Raw genomic sequence first — 16,304 nt, forward strand, 5'->3', positions numbered from 1 at the left:
GGCCATCTACAAATTTTGTGTCTTCCTTAACTACAATTTTTTTTTTTTGTGGACCCCCCCCCAGCGGGTCTTGGGGGGGGGGGGGGGGGGGGGGGGGGGGGGGGGGGGGGGCCCCCCCCCACCACCCTGGGTGTCACGCGGGGTCGGCGTCGCGGGGGGCGAGGGTGCGGCGGTTGGTTCCGGCGGTCTCGTAGCGCTCGACGAAGTCGGGGTCGAGCGCGCGCATGGCCTCGGCGCTGCGCAGATCGGTGATCTTGTGCCAGGGCACGGTTCCGCGGCGTTCCTTCTCGTGCGGCCCCGGCGCGGTGGTCGGGTGGGGGACGGTGACCGATCGCGTGTTCACCTGCCGTACGCGTGCCCACAGTGAGCCGATTGCGATCCAGTCGCCTTCGTGGACGGTGTCCGGGCCGGGGATGATGGCGTGCTGCTCGGCCTGGCGGGTGCGCAGCTCGTTCTGCCAGTAGGCGAGGTCCTCGGCGAGGTGGTCGAGGTCGCGGCGGATCTCGGCGGCGCGTGGCTCGTCGGGTGCGCGGCGGACGAGGCGGTCACGGGGCTGGCCGTTCTCGTCGGTGTGGGTTTCCCAGGTGGGCGTACCGGTCAGCTCGTCCTGGAGGGCGCGGGCGCTGGCGGTGAGGGCCTTGACCCGGTCGCCGATGGCGGCCGGGGTGTAGCGGGCGCCGATGTAGTGCTCGGCCTCGGTGGCCTGGACGGTGAGCTTGTCGGCCTCGGCGGCGAGCTCGTCGGCCTCCCGCCGGAGCTGCCAGCCGCGTTCGCGGCGGCGTTTGTCGGCCGGGGCGCTGTAGTGGTCCTCGAGCACGGGCTGTTCGTTGTCCGGGAAGCACTTGTCGGCCTCGGCGCGCAGGTGCGCGATCCGCGCGGACAGGGTGGTGACGCGGCGGCGGAGCTGGGCGGCGCGGCGGCTCTTGTGCCGGGCGAGGTCGGCCTCGCGTTCCTGGATGCTGGGCCGTGTTTCGTCGACGTCGTGGGTGACCTGGTAGCCGAGGTCGGCCAGGATCTTCGCGATCTCGGTGATCTGGTCGTATTTGGGCAACTGCCGCTGGGAGGCGCGCAGGAACCACGTGCGGCGTCCCCGCGCCCAGACCCAGGATCGGTGATTCGTGAGGGCGCGGTGTGCGGCGCTGTCCAGTTCGACGTTCTCGACGGTGGTGCCCGCGAAGAAGCGGTGCCGGATGGTGAGCTGCTCGGTCATCGGTGTTGGTTCTCCCGGTCTCGGGTGAGGGGCCTTGTTCTCCCTCTTGGCGTATGAAGATCATACATCAACGAGGCGACGGGTGGCGAGAACCGGTGCTCTGTAAAGAAAAAGCTGCGCGAGCCACGTGCCCGGTATGGGGGCCCGGTGGTGCCCCGGGGGGATGGGGCGGGGCACCACCGGGGGTCTGGTCAGCCGCCGGCGTCGTCCGCGCCGGATGGCGTTGCGGCCGGGCGGTGGCCGAGCAGCTGGTGGTAGCGGTAGGTGGTGGTCTCTTCGCGCTGGCCGGGCGGCGGTGCGGGGAAGTTCGGGTTCGGGACGGTCACCGACTTCGGGTTGACCTTGCGCACGATCGTCCAGCCGAAGTGGAGCTTGACCCAGTCGCCTTCGCGGACGGTATCCGGGCCGAGCACGGTGGCGCGGCCCTCGTCCTGCAGCCGCTGGTACTCCGTGCGCCAGTGGTCGATCTCCTCGGCGAGGTCGTGCAGTTCGGTGCACAGTTCGTCGGCGGCCGGGCCGGTCTGGTCGGCGAGCAGGGCCAGGGCGCGTTCGCGGCGTCGGCAGTCGGTTTCGAGCCGCTCGATCCGGTTGCCGACCTTGACCGGGTCGGTGCGGGCCGCGGCGTGCCGGTCGGCGGCCTCGGCCCGGCCGTCGAGGTAGTCGCTGGTCTTCTGCAGTTGCTGGGCGCGTTCGAGCCGTCGGTAGCCGCGGTTGCGGCGCCGGACGTCGCGCTTGTAGGTGTGGTGCCCGACGAGCGCGGGCTGCCCGTTGTCGGGGAAGCAGTCGTCGCCGGCCTGCCGGGTGCTCTCGGCCTGCCGCTGTTTGGCCGCGGCGCGCTCCCGCCAGTGTTCCGCGCGCCGCGCGGCGTCGTCGGCACGGTGGTGTTCCCGCTCGGCCACCGGCGGCATGTCCTCGTCGATCTGCCGGGTGACCTGGTGGCCGAGGCCGGTGAGGATCTTCTCCATCTCGGCGATCCGGGCCTTCTTCGGGCGGAAGCCGCGCGAGGAGCGCAGCAGCCAGGCCTCGGCCGCCCGCGACCAGCGCCACGACGGATGCGCGGCCAGGGCGTCGTGGGCGGAGCCGTACCGGGGGACGTCTTCGACGGTGGTCCCGGTGGTGTAGTGGTGACAGATGATCAGGTCGGTCATGGGTGGTGCGTCTCCCGGTCTCGGGTGAGGGGCCTGCTCCCTCTTGGCGTATGCCCAGCATACCGCAATGGTGGTGCTGGGGAAACCCTGTTCCCGCACGAGAAACGGGTCGCGGTACCTGCATCCGAGAGCCACCAGGGGGGCGTCGCCCGGCCCTCGGGGAGGTTAGGGCCGGGCGACGCTGCTCAGGGGTTAGGCGTAGGCGTACTCCTCGTCGTGCTCGTGTTCGGGGTCGTCGTCGAGATCGAAGGCGACGATGGCGCGGGTGTGCGGCTCGTCGGTGACCTCGTGCACCGTGTAGCGGCAGACGCGCATTTTCTGGTCGTCGTGGTCGGACGGGACCGAGACCACGTCGCGGGGGTTGACGCTGACCGTCAAGACCTTGCCGCGTCCGGCGCCGAATTGCTCCGCGTAGGACCAGGTTCCGACGTGCAGCCCGGTGGAGCAGCCCACGTTGCGGTCGGGGTCCACTTCGGAGCGGGCGATGGAGACCACGGCGCCGATCGGGTTGGGGATGTGCCCGGTGTGGATCTTGCCGTCCACCGTGACCTGGTTGCGGCCGAAGGTGATGGAGTAGTTCTCCGGCCCGGACTGGACGGCCTTGTAGCCGATGACGTGCCCGTCGGGGGTGAGCTTGAGATCCCGGTCGCGCAGCCAGTGCCACAGGTGCCGTCGCGACTTCGCCGACGGGTTCTGCGCGAGGTTCTCCATGAACGCCACGGCGGGTCGAAGCTCGTTCTGATTGTTCTCGCGCAGCGCCTTCACGATGTGCCGGGATAGCGCGGTGTCCAGGCGGTCCCCGTCGAAGGTGAGCACGTCGTTGTCCTCGTCGAACGCGATGCGGTCGGACAGCGGCCGCAGGCGGCTCATCACCAGCGCGCGGGCGTCGAGCAGCTCACGGACGTACGCCTCGCTCGTGGCGCTGTTCGGGTCGGTGAGGTAGGCGAGGATCGCGTGGTACTTCACGTGCTGGGGCGAGAGCGTTTTGATCTGCCCGTCGGCGAAGTACAGCGTCAGATTCTCGATGTGTCCATTCCGGACGTGGTGGAAATCCATAACCGTGTTCCCTTTCCTTATGGTGACGCGAAAATCGGGTGATGATCAGGCGGCGGCCTGAGCGGCGGTGACGTACAGCGCGAGGTGGTCACGCACCTCGTCGTCGAGCGTCGCCGGGTTGAAGTGAGTTCCGGCCCGGTCCAGCAGCAGATCGAGCAACGGGTAGCCGGTGCTGAGCTGGCCGGGGCAGGAGTTGATGCCCAGCGCTCGTTCGGCATGGGACAGGTAGAGGCAGCGCTGGTCTCCGATGGCCCGGCGTGCGGCACGGCCGCGCAGGTACGGGGCGAGCGCGTCGCGTACCGCCGGGATCTTGTGGAGGTTTCGCAAGGAGTCCAGCGTCTCGAAGCGCTTGTCCTCCCGCCAGGACAGGGCGAGCCGCTCGGTGTCGGTGAGGTTGTCGATCACGGACTGGGCGTACTTCTCGACGGCGGCCGACGCCTTCACGGCGTCCTTGAATCGCTTGAAAAAGGCGTCCTCGGTCTGGGAACCGGTCAGCTTGACGAGCATCCCGTCGGTCCCGATCGCGTCCAGGATCAGCTGATCCATGTAGTTGCCGTACGCGGAATCACGCAGGTAGAGCCGCATTCCGGCGTCGATCCACTCGCGCAGCTCGGAGGCGGGCAGTTCCTCGGTCTTCCCGTCGGTAAGGACGGTGTACTGGATCTCGCGGCGGACGGAGACCTTCGGCAGTTGCTTGGCCTCCTCGTGCCACTCGTCGAAAGTCATCGACGGCAGCGGGGCGTCCGGCCCGTAGGGCAGCCAATCCACCTCGCCCTCGGCGTCGGGCGCGAGATACAGCCGCCTGAGGCCGTGGCGGGTCATGTACCGATTGGCCAGCCGCCGGACGGTCTTCTGCCCCTTGGCGTCCACATTGGTGATGACCAGCGTGTCGGCGAGGTCGGTGTAGATGGTGACGCTCGGGGCCTCGTCGAAGCGCGTGCGGTTGACGGTGGTGCCCGGCATGAGCAGGATCTCCGGGAAGTTCGGATAGATCGTTTCCGGCAGGCGCTTCCCGCGCCACGCGGCTCCGGTCTTCGCGTTGACGGGTGGCAGGAAGGTCGCGAGCGCCAGGATGCGGTTTTTCGCCTCCAGCGGCGTCGGCTCCGCATCGACCTCCCGTTGCGCGGCGGCGTGCCGCTGGGCGTGGAAGTCCTCGACGGCGCGGGCGATCGCGGCGATGGTGCGCGGGGTGTCACGCAAGTCCTCCCGCGACGGCGTGATGTCCACATCGCCGACCGGCACGAACGCCAGCAGGTCCAGCCGGTTGGACTGGGGGCTTGCCAGCCCGCGCAGGATCTCCCCGGCCTGCGGCCCGCACTTGCGCTGGGCCATGACCAGCATCTCCGGGGTGACCGGGTAGGCGATGCCGCCCATGACGATGGACAGCCCGGCGAAGGCATCGGTGCGCTCCCGGATGCTAAAGCGGGCGTAGAGCTGGTCGTTGATCCGCAGCATGGTGCCCGGCAGGTACGTCGGTGCCTTCCCGTTGACCTCCACGGTCCCGGGCTCCCAGATGGCGAAGAGCTTCGCCGCCGCCCGCCGCATCTCGGAGACATCGGAGACCGGCACGGTCACGGTGACGCCGTTGGGCTCGTCCACCTCGGCGCGGGACTTGATCTCGACCGTGCCGACGTCGTCGCGGTAAGCGAACACGGCGACAACCCGCCGACCGTCCTTGGTGGAGGTCACGGTGAACTGGGTCGCGAGTGTGAAGGCGCTCTTCGCGCCGATCCCGAACGCGCCGACCTGGTCGTTGGTGTTCTTCTTGGTGCTGCGGCCGTAACAGGAGTACACCGAGATGATCTCGTTCTCGCTCAGACCGGTCCCGTGGTCGGTGACGACCAGCTCGGGCTCCCACTCGGTCGGCAGCGTGATCTCGATCGGCGCGGGATTCCCGGCCATCACATGCGCGTCCCAGGCGTTCGCGGCGTACTCCCGCAACACCGCCTCGGACTTGTTGCGGTAAATATTGGTCAGCAGCCGCATCAAATCGGCCATATTGTCCGTGCTGATCGACATGTCCACCGCGTTCGACGTATCCACGGTGGAGGTGACAGAAGTAGAGCTGAGCGTTTGCATTACAGGTCATTCTCCCCGGTCTCGGGCGAGGGGCCTTCTCCCTCTTGGCGTATCTCAATCATACCGTATTGAGTACCGGTAATGCAATGCATGGACGGCCGAAATACCGCTCTGGATAAGCGGGCGAAGGTTGGATTGGGGGGAGGACTAGCAGCGTCGTAGCCAGGCAGTTCATGATGCTCAGCGGTATCGCGCGAGTCTGCATGAGGCATGGCGAGCGCAATTCTTACGATGGCACATCGGTCCAGGAGAGGATGGCGAATACTGCGGCATCTCTACCGTGTTAGCTTGCTCGGCTTCGTGCCGGGAGCTCGGTGGCTCATGACCTCACATCCGCGTCGCCGTTTGTGTTGCCGCTGGCCACGTCCGGGAAAACTGGCGATGGGTCGCTACATTCTCGCCGAGCTCGATGCGCCGGTGCTACTGATAACCAGCATCACAGCGCCGCCGAATACGGCGGTGCCCGCTCAGCACCCAGATGCCCCCCGGGCAGTTACCGGATGCCATCGTCGCCGGTGCCGAGGTAGTACAAGGTCGCGACGACATCGACAAGGCCCCGTTCGGCGTCGGCGACGCGGGCGCGCAGCGTCAGGGGTATGTGGTGGCGTTCCCACTGCGGGATTCTCTGTGTCGTCGGCCGATCCGGCCAGGCGGTGTCCAGGTAGGGAAGTGGCGCGGCGACGTCCTCGAGGCGGGCGGCGATCGCGTCCAGCAGCTCGCCCAGCGGTGTGCCCGGAGCGGTCGTGGTGGCTGTGGTGCGCACGGACGCGGCGGCCGCGGCCAGCCGCCGGATCCGGGCCAGCCAGGACCGGCCGAGCACGTCGGACTCGTCGGGCAGCCGCAGCGCATCGAAGGCCTTCCCCGCGAGGTCGACTTCAGCTTCGCTGGGCCGCCAGGTGCCGGATTGGTATGCGGTGCGGGCGGTGCGCAGGTGCTGCTGCAGGCGCTCGGCGTACGGAGACGGCAGCAGCCGGTCCAGTTCCTGGTCCTGGGCGAGGTCGACCAGGCGCTCGGCGACGGTGTCGTGCAGCGGGGCGCCGTCGTCGGTGGGGCCCAGCTGCCGTCCCGGGGATAGCAGGGTGTGGCTGGCGCCGAAGACCTGGCCCGCGCGGCGCAGCACCGGATCTCGCCGGTCCCGCACCTCGGGCGCGGTGGCGCCGGTGGGCAGCGGCTCGGCCAGCAGCCGCCGAGGGTCACGCAGATACCCGATGATCTGGGCGTCGAGCTCCGCGTCGGCGATCGGGACGTGCTGGTCGGCCGCGATCCGGCACAGCGCGAGCGCGACCAGGCGCGTGACCTGCTCCCAGGGGACGCCGGTGCGGTCGTCCTTGCCGCGGTACCAGGTGGTGAACGCGCCGGCGGCGGCCACGGCGTCGGCCCACACCACGCCGATGAGCTTGTCCGGTTCCGGCTGCTGGTCACTGCCCACGCCTTCCACCGTATCGACCGCGCACCCCGTCGGTCGTACGTGTGCGGCCCGCCCAGGCTGGTCATCGCGGCGCGATCGGCTCGGCGAGGGTGGCCGTCTGGTATTCCTTCTCCTTCGTGTCGCCGGTTACCGCTTTGGTTGATCAAGCTGGCGGGCGTCGTACCGCCGGTAGGCTGCGCGAATGGGGCTGTCGAGGCGGGTGAGGGCGTTGGCGCGGATGCGGTGGCTGCGTGACCAGGTTCCGCTGCCCGAGCCCGGGGAGGATCGGGCCGATCTGGCCGCGACCCAGCGCAGGCTCGCTCAGATGCTCGCTCGGGACGAGGCATGGGGACAAGCACCCGAGGAGACAGGCGGGGCCCGGGTCGCGGTGTGGCGCGACGACGCCGTCGGACCGGGGCGCGAGGACGCTGGGGTCAAGGTGGTCGACGGGCTGGAGCGGCGGGATCTGATGGCCTGGCTGGCAGGGATGAGCGGCTGGTTCACCCCGCAGTCCGCGTTGGCCGCGTTGGACGACCTGGTGGCCGGGATCGAGCTGGACCAGCTGCTGCGCATCTGCGCGGAGGAGGGGCTCGAGCAGGTCGCCGATGTCACCGACCTGGTCGGTGATCGCTATGTGTTCCTACTCGGTGAGCAGGATGGCCTGCTTGGCGTCGTCTATGTCACCGAGGGATACAGCGGCACCGTGCAGCCGTGGTCGCTGACGCTGCATGGCAATGCTGTGGTCGACGATTTCGGCGTGTTCGGATGCAGCGCCGTCCGGATGCAGCACTGCGGCTGGCTGCCGGATAGCCGGAGCGTTATCGGCGGGGAGTGTCGCTGGCATCTGCATTCCGCCCGCTACAGCGCGGGCAGCCTGCGCGTGGCCCTGGCCGTGCTCCGCGCGAGCAGCATCGCGATCGTCCCGTGGCGGTACCCGGCGGTCCGGACCTGGTTCGGCCCGGACGCGCCGCGGGCGCTCGTGGGGGACGACTCCGACGCGACCGTCGCGGTGTCGCGGGCGAACACAGCCGCCATGCTCGAGGCGCTGCCCACCCGTGTCCACACCGTGCTCGGCCCCCGGCTGATGATGCCCCGGTGATCAGCCGCTCCAGCGACAGATCGTGCTAGTTCGGTCCCTCGCTATCACGAGGAACGGGGAGGGAGCCGCGAGGCGAGGGCCATTGTGGACGTCACGACTGGCGACAGCGTGCGTGTCCGCGCTGCCAGCGATCACCAAACCCCAGGCGATTGTGGTTGAAGCGAGACCGGGTGCTGCGTCTTGCGGTGAGCTGAGCGGCTCGGCCTTCATCCGGCGACACGGGCCGGGATGCGGGCTACGGTGCCCATCATGACCGGGGAGTTGGATGATGAGTGGGCGGTACTCCACGACCAGAGCAGCTGGGAGATCGGGGTGCGGGTAGCCACCGGCCGCACGCCGTTCGGGACGCTGACCGACTTCGCGCTGGGGCTGGCCCTCTGGACCGCGCGGAAGGACAGCGCCGCCGAGCATGAGCACTCTGATGAGCCGGTGGCGCTGACGGTCCCGAGGATCGTGGTCTGCCTTGTCGCGCTGGCCGCCTATGACGTGGCCCGCGAACGGGGGCTCGACGAACCCGAGCTGGCCCCGCTGGATGTCACCGCCGCGCGCCTGGTCGAGGACGCCTCGGCGCGGCGGATCGCCGCCATCGAACCCGGCTGCGTGCAGGAACCGGGGGGTCGGCTCCGCGAGGATGACCGGGGCGAATTGACGGCGGCCCTGCGCCCGGATGCGCGGGAGCGCTGGCAGGCCTGGCGGGAGCAGGCGTGGCACATCCTCGACAGCCACGCTACCGACGCGGTGGTCCCATACAGCTCGCTGCGGAGCCGGCTGCATTTGGTCCGCTGGATGTACGTGCGTCGTGACTGGTACGCCCACCCCGATGTGTCCCCGGTGCTGCCGCTTGAGGCCTCCTTCGACGACTCCTACGACGAAATGCCGTGATCACCACTGCGCGCGCGGGGACAGGATGGTTCTCAACGCGGTACGTCGGTGGCGGGACGGCCCAGCGGGATGCGCCGTGCCTGGTCGAGATCCCAGGTGAGGCCGCCGGGCGCGAAGGCGTCCTCGGGGACCAGCAGCACGTGGTCGATCGGGGCGATGGCGGGGCCGAGATAGTGCGCCACGGGGCCGGGGGTGCGCAGCAGCGCGCTGGCCAGGCCCTCGTCGCGGAACTCGTGGCGGCAGTAGCCGATCGAGGTGTGCCCGCGCCAGAATTTGTGCCGCGGTTCCGGCCGTGTTTCGGGGCCGAACGCCGCGCGGTAGGCGCCGGCGACCGCGACCTGCAGCGCATTGAGCATTCGATGTGGTGGTAGGTAGAGCTCGATCGCGTAGGTGTTCACGATCGCCGGGCCCACCTGCAGCAGGAACGGCTCGAAGATCGCGGCTCGTCGCGCGATCGTCTCCTGCAACTGCTCGATCTGGTCGGCGGTGACCTCGGCCGCGGCCCGCTCGATCCAGGTCAGCGTGATGTGTCGGCGCGCCCGCGGCAGCACGGCGAACACCTCGTCGAACGACCGTTCATCACCGTCCTGGCGGGTCTTGTCCCACCAGGACCGCGCGGTGGCCGCGTAGGCATCGCCCAGATCGCACGCCGCCTCACCCAGCACCACGTGCGCGACCCACTTCGGCCCGGAAACCGGCCCTTGCTCGGCGGCGAAGCTACGCACGTCGGCCCACGCGTCCCCGGCCATCGATCTTCATGCTCACCGACGATATCGATGATGCTCGGCGCGACGTTCCGTGCGTGGCTACTCCGCCACCCGTCATGTATTCCGTTTGAGGTATGTAACGGCACAAGCGAGTTGTGACACCCGACCGAGTGAAGGTCGTTAGGGTTACGGAACAGTGGATATGCGCTCGCTCCTGTGTTATAGGCGACGCGAATGTCGAGGTAGAGCCTGCTCGCGGCGTTTGCGACCTTGGGCAATGCTTTCGCAGATTGTGCGATAACGACGTCAACGGGCCGGAGGACGCCATCGCTCGATGCGCAAGAAAGAGTGGTATTTCAACACGATCGGGTGAACAAAGTTCCGCGCGTCGGTTCGGTCCATAGACCTTTCGCGGCTACAGTTGCGCGCAGGCTACAGCGCGAGCTTCGCACGTAGTGAGAACACAAGAAGACGGGGCCGTCCTGGTGGACGACCCCGTCTCAGAACGGAACAACGACCGTCAGCGCTGGTACCAGGCTCCTACACCTACGAGGACCACCGTCAGCACGGTCACCAGCTGGCTCACGGTCACCTTCATCGTGACGGTGATCGTGAGCCGGTTCCGTTTCCGCGGGCGCATGCCCATCACCTTCCTATCTCTCTCTCCGGAAGACCGTCGAGCGGATGCTCGGTAGCCGGGACCCGGAGTGCTTCCCCGGCTGCAGCGCGAGGAACCCAGACACAGAGTGGGTGACCTGGCAGAAACTACAAGTCATTCCCCGACCCGTGCGGTACGCCACGCCGGGAAACACACCAAACAAGGTGATTCGCAGTGCGGGGTACTCCCTGTATCCGAATTATTTGGTCTGCGCCCATTCCCGTGATCACGAAGTGCCCGCTTCGGTAGCCAGGTCACCAGCGAGCCCCTCGCCGGTCCGGACTGCCGAGATTCGGGTGGAGCGGATCAGCGAAGTTCGGCGCTGTACACGGGCGTCTCCCGCATCCCGCGTTCTACTCGAGCAGAGCACCCTGAGGTTGCCGTTCGGCGTCATCGGGTTCGCTCGGTGGGTTCTTACGCCGTCCCTTGGTGGCTGCGCAGGCTGGCCGGACGGAAGCAGGGCAGCGGCCAGACGAGAGGTGATCACGGGGAAGCACGGCACGCCCGACGTTCGGCGGCCACCACTGTCGGCGGACGGCACGCAGGCCCAATCGCAGCGTTATTTACGTATCAATGCAGCACTTTTTACCTCTAGAGGTAAAAAGTGCTGCACGCTGATGTAAACTATGCTGCATGGAAGCTACTCGGGCGCTGGAGCTGCTCGGCACCTTCACGGCCGAGCAGTGGGGCATGGTCACGTTTCGCCAGGCCAGGAGCCTCGGCCTGGACGGGATCACCCTGCACCGGCTCGAGAAGTCCGGCAACCTCGACCGAATTCGCCACGGCGTCTACGCCGCGACCAGCGCGGTCGTCACCGAGGCCCGCGACGAACAGGCCGCCTGGCTCGCCCTCAACCCCGCCGTACCCGCCTGGGAACGTCCGCCGGTCGATCCCGACGGCGGCGTGCTCTCCCACCAGTCCGCCGCGCGCCTGTACGGCCTCGGCGAGCTCATCCACGACCGGATCGCCTTCACCACTCCACGACGGCGCACCAGCCGCGACCCGGATCTGTGGTTCAAAACCGCCGTGCTGACCGACGCCGACGTCACGACGATCGACGGGTTGCCCGTGACCACCGCGCTACGGACCATCGGCGACCTGCTCGACCAGCACATCGACGGCAGCCACATCGCCACGATCATCCAGCAGGCCGTCCTGGCGAACCTCGTCCGGCTCGACGAGCTGGCCGACCACATCGGCCCCTACGCCCTGCGCTACGGCATCCGCCGCGCCGGCGACGGCGAAGCCCTGCTCGAGCACCTGCTCGCCGAGATCGGAACGAGCACCACCGAACTGGCCCACCGTCCCGCTCCACCCCGCACCGCGAACATCGACGCGCTGGCTCGCCACCTGACCGGCGTCACGACCCCCGTCGCGCAGTACCTGGCCCAGATCGACACCGCCGGGATCAGTCGGCTTCCGCCCGAGGTCCTGCGGCAGCTACAAGGGAGCACCGCCGCCAGCGTGCTTCCCGCGATCGCCGCGGCCGCGCAGGCCGGATCTCCGCTCGCGGGCATCAGGCACGCTCTCGGCAAGGACACCGAGAGGCTGGCTGCGAACCTGGCTGGTCTCGGACTTCCCCAACTCTCCATCCTGCCCACGGATCTTGTGACCCAGCTCGCGAACTCCCGGCACGGCACCCTCTCCGACTCCACCCCGGCGGACGACGGGCCACCCGGAACGGATGACGACGTCGATACCGAGCACGATGACGCACATGACACCGCAGCGACCGCAGAGCCCCCGCGCGTATCTCCGCTCGCAAAAGGACCGAGCAGCACGCGCGGCAAAGGACACCGGCGGTACGGCCGGTGAGCTGCTCCAGCTGCATTTTCACCGTCGCCTGCTCGCCCGCGTCTTCCACGGCTCGGACGCGAAGAACTGGGTCCTGAAAGGCGGGCAGGCGATGCTCGTGCGCTGGCCCTCGGCGCGCTACTCCGCCGATATCGACCTGCTCAGCGCCGAGGACAACACCGATGCCGCCGTCGAGGCACTGAAGACGATCGCCGCGCTGCGCCTGGACGACGGCATCTGGTTCGCCCACCTGAGCACCTCCGACCAAACCCACGTCGACCGGCCCACCCGCAAGGTCACGTTCATGGCGATGTTCGAGAACGCGCCACTGCACCACCGCGTCCCGGTCGACGTCGTCGCCGCCGGCCACATGCCCCGCGGTCCGATCGCCCTCGAACCGCTGAAGCCGGTCTTCAAGACCGACAGCACGCCGTGGCCGGACGCGCGGGTGTTCCCGGTCGAAGACCATGTCGCCGAGAAGATCTGCGCGATGTACGAGCTCTACCGCGCCGACGCCCGCCCCTCCACGCGGTACAAGGACCTCGTCGACCTGGCGCTGTTCGCCTGCAACACGCGGCTCGACGGCGCCGAGATGCACCGGATCCTGCGGGACGAGGTCGATCGCCGGCGGAAGCGCGGCATGGTGCTCGAACTCCCCGAAGCATTTCGAGCACCAGACCCGCATTCCTGGGCCGCCGGCTATCGGAAGGCCGCGAGCGACGTCCGTGAACTCGCCGACGAACTCCGGACGCTCGAGGGTGTAACGCCCCTGGCGGATGCCTTCATCACCCCGCTTCTCCGCGCCGAGCCACCGCTCGGGCACTGGAATCCCGCCGAGCAGCGCTGGCGCTGACCCAACGCTCAACCTTCCCGCGGGATCAGCTACTCCTGCAGCAACGTGTCGAGCTCGTCGATGAGTTCACGCCCGGCAGCGGTGAGCCGCACGACGATGCTGTCGACGAGCAGATCACCGTCGTAGAGCGGCTCGTAGGCGGGGTGCGTGACGACGTCGACCAGCCCCTGGGCCACCGCGGCGGAGAGCCCCGGTGTGGTGGCGTCGACTTTGGCCAGTTGGGAAACCGGGAGGCTGGTGTGCAGGCCGAGGTGCCTCGTCGACTGCTCGCCGAGATGCCGTTCGTGCAGCCGGAGGCTGTTCATCCGCAGGTACGCCTGCACGGTCAGGCCATGCTTCCGCAGTAGCTCGTGGTTGTCCTGCTGCAGCCGGGTCAAGGAGGTCCACTCGCCGACCCGGGGTAGCAGCAGCGGCGGGCGGTCCTTCGCAGGCACATCGAGGACGTCGAACAGGAAGCCGTGCTGGCCGACGTGGCCGAGAAACAGCAGACACGACGCGGTGTCTCCGAGAGGATCCGGCGGCCCCTCGACCGGGCACGGGGCCAAGATCCGCAGATCCCGTACCCGGTGATCGGTGATATCCCAGCTCAGCCACCATTCGTCCTCGAAGGCGTGCTGCGCGAGCGTGTAGTGCAGTCCGGCGTGCCCGGGTTCGAGACCGCACCAGTGCAGCATGTGCACGGCGTTCGCGCCGTCGGGGAGTTGTTCGAGAAACTCACGCTCTCCGGCGGTGAGCAGGAGCGTGGCGCCGCAGCCGACCTGCCGTGCCGGCATAGGTTTCCCTTCCGCTAGCCGATGTCACCGCACCGAACTGTCCTGTGTGGACCTTTGGTCGAGAGTGTCCAACGCGGCCTTTGCCTGGGTGAGGCTGGTCGGCCACGCGGTCACGATCGCCGTCCACGCCGATCGCAAGGACACTTCCGACGCGAACACGACGATGGGACCGGAACCCCAGCGGGAGCCCACGACGGTACCGAGCCGGTCTTCCTCGTCCTCGCGGGGCGCGCCGCCGGGCAGGAAGTCGACGGTCCACGATCCGCCGCGGCCGAGCAGGTCGTCCTCAAGCCCAGCCGATGCCACGGTGAACCGGCGAAGCCCGGCGCGTTGAGTGTGGTCTTCGGGTATCGCGGCGGTGGGGTGTTCGGCGTTGTACGCGGCGACATCGTCGTAGTGGTACCGATCGGCGGTCATGATCCGTACCGTATCCGGCACCGGTCGCGCGCTCGGTGAGAAGGCGAAGTCGTGCAGACATTCCGGGCAGAACAGGATCTTGCTGCCGCGGGTGGCAGGCGGACAGTCGCTGGGTATGTCGTCGTTGTAGGCCTGGACGAGGTCCAGCTCGGTGACATAGCTGCGGCCGCACTCCACGCAATGCTGATAGACCCTGGCGAGGTCATCCGGCCTGATCATGGTGATTGTTCCTCCGATTGGCACGTTCGAGCAGCGTGTCGGCGTGGCAGACCGCTCCGGGTGGACAAGGGCAGCACAGGTCACGATCGGCGAGCTCGTGGAGATGGGCGTTAACCCAGCGGCGATCGAAGGTGCGGCGCCCGACCTGGTAGGTATCGGGGTAGGCCGGGTCGCCGTCCAGCCAGCGACGGTGCTGATCGACGACGGTCTGGCGCGGGTCCGGGAACCCAGCTGTCCTGGCGGCGCCGATGGTGAATGGGTTGCCGTACCGGCTGGTCCTGTCGACGATCGTCGCGCCTCGTGGCCGATGCCATCCGCGCACGCGGCGCCGCTGGATTCGCCGCGGCCGGACGGTCACGTCGTTCGCCGCGCGGGGTCAGAAGAGCCGGGTGACGGCGTCACGGGCCTCGTAGCTCGCCCGCGCACCGTACGTCCGGCGGTCCCGGTGCTCGTGCTCGGTCGCCAACCACAGCTCCTGATCGATGACGGGACGGAGCGCGGCGACGAGCATGCCGGCGAACCCGGGATCATCGAACGGAACCGGGTAGTCGACATAGGACATCTGCTCGTCGTGGCCCCATCGTCCATTGCGGACGACGGTGACGTATCTGGTCGTCGGCACCAGCTGGACGCTGTAGGCCGCGGGGGCGTCGTCGATCAACGACGCCAGGTCGAGGTAGGAGGGGCAGGGCTGGCCGGTGATGACGACGGGATCGGCGGCGAGGTGCTCGGCCAGCAGCGTGCGAACGGCGGCCGGATCGGCGGTGAACGTAGAGGACATCAGCGAATACCTTTCTCACAAAGGGAAGTCGAGGGAAACCGGGGCATCGGATATCACCCGGCGGAGCGGCCGACGTCGGGAACGCGGGGTGCGTCGGCGAGCTGCCCGAGTTGGTCAGCGAGCCCGCGGTAGCGGTCGGCACGGGCCGCGTGTTCCTCGCCGGCCCGGGCGAGGGTCTGCAGGAGCCAGTCGAGCCGCTCGCCGTGGCGAGCGTCGGCCACCAGGCCGAGCAGGTTGGCCAGCATGCGCCGCTCCGGCGCGCCCGCGGTGTCGAGCGTGGTCCGCAACCGCCACGCGTCCAGGCCGCTGATCTGCGCGAGCAGCCGCCCGATCTCGGCATGCCGGTCCGCGTCGGCCTGCGTCTGCAACCGGTTGGCGGCCTGCTGCAGCTGGTCCTGGTAGGTGGCGCGCAACTGCGTGCTGATGGTGTCGGCGGCGGTCTGCACCTCGGTGGCGCGATACCGGTCGAGCTTCTTGACGATCTCGCACATCACTCCCCAGGTGACTTCGGGTTCCCGGGTCTGCGGTTTGACCACGATCCGCATCCGTCGGCCGTTGCGTGGAGACGGCACCATCAGGCCCCAGCCCTCGGGTAGCTCGTGTTCGGGCACGATCGTCGTCGACGGCGCCGCTATCCACCAACGGTGAACGTGGGGAAGCCACGCATCGGCCTTGCGGGGCTGGTCCAGCTCCCGCAACCAATCGCCCCGATCGACCTTGATCTCGATGCCGTCCAAGCCCGCGCGTGCCTGGGTCAGGCCGATCGCAAGCGCGTCGATCCGCCGCCCGGACCTCGGGCTGGGAACCTCAGTGAGCACGACAGCGCCGGGCAGAATAGAGGCGGAATCGACCTGACCCTGACGTACCTGCAGTGGTGGAACGAAATGTCGGCGGACCTGCTCCAGCATCGCGGCGGCGGTCTGCGAGTCAGTGCTGGTCATCATGGCCTCCGGGGAGCTCAACCTGCTTCAGTACAGCGACATCGGGATCGCGGACGGCATAGCCGGCCGCGACAAGGTCCTCGCACCAGGCGAAACAGAGCGTGCAGAGCGGTTCCCCGGCCTCCTCGTGCCGACGGATTCCGGCCGGACTGCCGTGGACATCGGGCCGGGGATCTCCGAGCCATCCGTCACCTCCTGGCAGCGGAACGTCGGTCGATTCGCTGACCTGGGCGTTCCGTCTTCGCTGCCTGATCAGGCGGAGCGTCGGCAGGGCGCGAT

15 protein-coding genes are annotated in these 16,304 nt (G+C 68.5%); 4 read left to right on the forward strand and 11 right to left on the reverse strand.

What is annotated here, in order from left to right; all coding sequences use genetic code 11:
* Positions 1–133: 133 nt before the first annotated feature.
* The 5 genes from ACFW0G_RS21935 to ACFW0G_RS21955 all read right to left on the reverse strand — a co-directional run bounded on the left by ACFW0G_RS21935 (position 134) and on the right by ACFW0G_RS21955 (position 6,922).
* On the reverse strand, positions 134–1,210 hold the full coding sequence (locus ACFW0G_RS21935) for a hypothetical protein (protein ID WP_378327208.1): 1,077 nt from the start codon (positions 1,208–1,210) through the stop codon (positions 134–136).
* A 191-nt stretch (positions 1,211–1,401) separates the two neighbouring features.
* Positions 1,402–2,358, reverse strand: coding sequence for a DUF3560 domain-containing protein (locus tag ACFW0G_RS21940; protein WP_378327209.1), 957 nt, complete (start codon positions 2,356–2,358; stop codon positions 1,402–1,404).
* Between the two features lie 192 nt (positions 2,359–2,550).
* The gene (locus ACFW0G_RS21945) at positions 2,551–3,414 is read right to left on the reverse strand and encodes a hypothetical protein (RefSeq protein ID WP_378327210.1); all 864 of its coding nucleotides are present in this window, start codon (positions 3,412–3,414) and stop codon (positions 2,551–2,553) included.
* A 45-nt stretch (positions 3,415–3,459) separates the two neighbouring features.
* Complete coding sequence (locus ACFW0G_RS21950) at positions 3,460–5,433, reverse strand: ATP-binding protein (RefSeq protein WP_378327211.1); 1,974 nt, start codon at positions 5,431–5,433, stop codon at positions 3,460–3,462.
* Positions 5,434–5,986: 553 nt separating this feature from the next.
* Positions 5,987–6,922, reverse strand: a complete 936-nt coding sequence (locus ACFW0G_RS21955; protein WP_378327212.1) for a hypothetical protein — start codon at positions 6,920–6,922, stop codon at positions 5,987–5,989.
* Positions 6,923–7,103: 181 nt separating this feature from the next.
* Here ACFW0G_RS21955 and ACFW0G_RS21960 point away from each other — a divergent pair, with 181 nt between their 5' ends.
* Together ACFW0G_RS21960 and ACFW0G_RS21965 are read left to right on the forward strand one after the other, a co-directional pair.
* Entirely contained in the window at positions 7,104–8,000 is an 897-nt protein-coding gene (locus tag ACFW0G_RS21960) for a hypothetical protein (RefSeq protein ID WP_378327213.1), read from the forward strand.
* A 249-nt stretch (positions 8,001–8,249) separates the two neighbouring features.
* Entirely contained in the window at positions 8,250–8,882 is a 633-nt protein-coding gene (locus tag ACFW0G_RS21965) for a hypothetical protein (protein WP_378327214.1), read from the forward strand.
* Between the two features lie 32 nt (positions 8,883–8,914).
* On the opposite strand, the gene ACFW0G_RS21970 is transcribed toward ACFW0G_RS21965, so the two are convergent.
* The gene (locus tag ACFW0G_RS21970) at positions 8,915–9,631 is read right to left on the reverse strand and encodes a hypothetical protein (protein WP_378327215.1); all 717 of its coding nucleotides are present in this window, start codon (positions 9,629–9,631) and stop codon (positions 8,915–8,917) included.
* 1,249 nt (positions 9,632–10,880) lie between these two features.
* Here ACFW0G_RS21970 and ACFW0G_RS21975 point away from each other — a divergent pair.
* On the forward strand, positions 10,881–12,062 hold the full coding sequence (locus ACFW0G_RS21975; protein ID WP_378327216.1) for a type IV toxin-antitoxin system AbiEi family antitoxin domain-containing protein: 1,182 nt from the start codon (positions 10,881–10,883) through the stop codon (positions 12,060–12,062).
* Complete coding sequence (locus ACFW0G_RS21980; RefSeq protein WP_378327217.1) at positions 11,965–12,894, forward strand: nucleotidyl transferase AbiEii/AbiGii toxin family protein; 930 nt, start codon at positions 11,965–11,967, stop codon at positions 12,892–12,894. Before ACFW0G_RS21975 ends, ACFW0G_RS21980 begins: the two co-directional genes overlap by 98 nt.
* Before the next feature lie 29 nt (positions 12,895–12,923).
* Here ACFW0G_RS21980 and ACFW0G_RS21985 read toward each other — a convergent pair whose 3' ends face one another.
* The 5 genes from ACFW0G_RS21985 to ACFW0G_RS22005 are packed head-to-tail and all read right to left on the reverse strand — an operon-like array spanning position 12,924 to position 16,025.
* Positions 12,924–13,667, reverse strand: coding sequence for a hypothetical protein (locus tag ACFW0G_RS21985; protein ID WP_378327218.1), 744 nt, complete (start codon positions 13,665–13,667; stop codon positions 12,924–12,926).
* Between the two features lie 24 nt (positions 13,668–13,691).
* Complete coding sequence (locus tag ACFW0G_RS21990) at positions 13,692–14,303, reverse strand: hypothetical protein (protein ID WP_378327219.1); 612 nt, start codon at positions 14,301–14,303, stop codon at positions 13,692–13,694.
* Positions 14,287–14,661 carry a DUF4326 domain-containing protein gene (locus ACFW0G_RS21995; RefSeq protein ID WP_378327220.1) on the reverse strand — a complete coding sequence of 125 codons (375 nt, stop codon included), beginning with the start codon at positions 14,659–14,661 and terminating at the stop codon, positions 14,287–14,289. Before ACFW0G_RS21995 ends, ACFW0G_RS21990 begins: the two co-directional genes overlap by 17 nt.
* Before the next feature lie 18 nt (positions 14,662–14,679).
* Complete coding sequence (locus ACFW0G_RS22000; protein WP_378327221.1) at positions 14,680–15,084, reverse strand: hypothetical protein; 405 nt, start codon at positions 15,082–15,084, stop codon at positions 14,680–14,682.
* A gap of 53 nt (positions 15,085–15,137) precedes the next feature.
* A complete protein-coding gene (locus ACFW0G_RS22005) occupies positions 15,138–16,025 on the reverse strand; it encodes a hypothetical protein (protein ID WP_378327222.1) in 888 nt (295 codons plus the stop codon).
* Positions 16,026–16,304 lie beyond the last annotated feature (279 nt).

The organism is Amycolatopsis sp. NPDC058986, assembly GCF_042741125.1.
Classification (GTDB): Bacteria; Actinomycetota; Actinomycetes; order Mycobacteriales; family Pseudonocardiaceae; genus Amycolatopsis.

Excerpts from the sequence above, each read along its gene's own strand:
- ACFW0G_RS21975 (WP_378327216.1), top strand. The coding sequence starts at position 10,881 with ATGGAAGCTACTCGGGCGCTGGAGCTGCTCGGCACCTTCACGGCCGAG.
- ACFW0G_RS21970 (WP_378327215.1), bottom strand. The coding sequence starts at position 9,631 with ATGGCCGGGGACGCGTGGGCCGACGTGCGTAGCTTCGCCGCCGAGCAA.
- ACFW0G_RS21950 (WP_378327211.1), bottom strand. The coding sequence starts at position 5,433 with ATGTCGATCAGCACGGACAATATGGCCGATTTGATGCGGCTGCTGACC.
- ACFW0G_RS21945 (WP_378327210.1), bottom strand. The coding sequence starts at position 3,414 with ATGGATTTCCACCACGTCCGGAATGGACACATCGAGAATCTGACGCTG.
- ACFW0G_RS21960 (WP_378327213.1), top strand. The coding sequence starts at position 7,104 with ATGGGGCTGTCGAGGCGGGTGAGGGCGTTGGCGCGGATGCGGTGGCTG.
- ACFW0G_RS21935 (WP_378327208.1), bottom strand. The coding sequence starts at position 1,210 with ATGACCGAGCAGCTCACCATCCGGCACCGCTTCTTCGCGGGCACCACC.
- ACFW0G_RS21985 (WP_378327218.1), bottom strand. The coding sequence starts at position 13,667 with ATGCCGGCACGGCAGGTCGGCTGCGGCGCCACGCTCCTGCTCACCGCC.
- ACFW0G_RS21965 (WP_378327214.1), top strand. The coding sequence starts at position 8,250 with ATGACCGGGGAGTTGGATGATGAGTGGGCGGTACTCCACGACCAGAGC.
- ACFW0G_RS21980 (WP_378327217.1), top strand. The coding sequence starts at position 11,965 with ATGACACCGCAGCGACCGCAGAGCCCCCGCGCGTATCTCCGCTCGCAA.
- ACFW0G_RS21940 (WP_378327209.1), bottom strand. The coding sequence starts at position 2,358 with ATGACCGACCTGATCATCTGTCACCACTACACCACCGGGACCACCGTC.
- ACFW0G_RS22000 (WP_378327221.1), bottom strand. The coding sequence starts at position 15,084 with ATGTCCTCTACGTTCACCGCCGATCCGGCCGCCGTTCGCACGCTGCTG.
- ACFW0G_RS22005 (WP_378327222.1), bottom strand. The coding sequence starts at position 16,025 with ATGACCAGCACTGACTCGCAGACCGCCGCCGCGATGCTGGAGCAGGTC.
- ACFW0G_RS21990 (WP_378327219.1), bottom strand. The coding sequence starts at position 14,303 with ATGATCAGGCCGGATGACCTCGCCAGGGTCTATCAGCATTGCGTGGAG.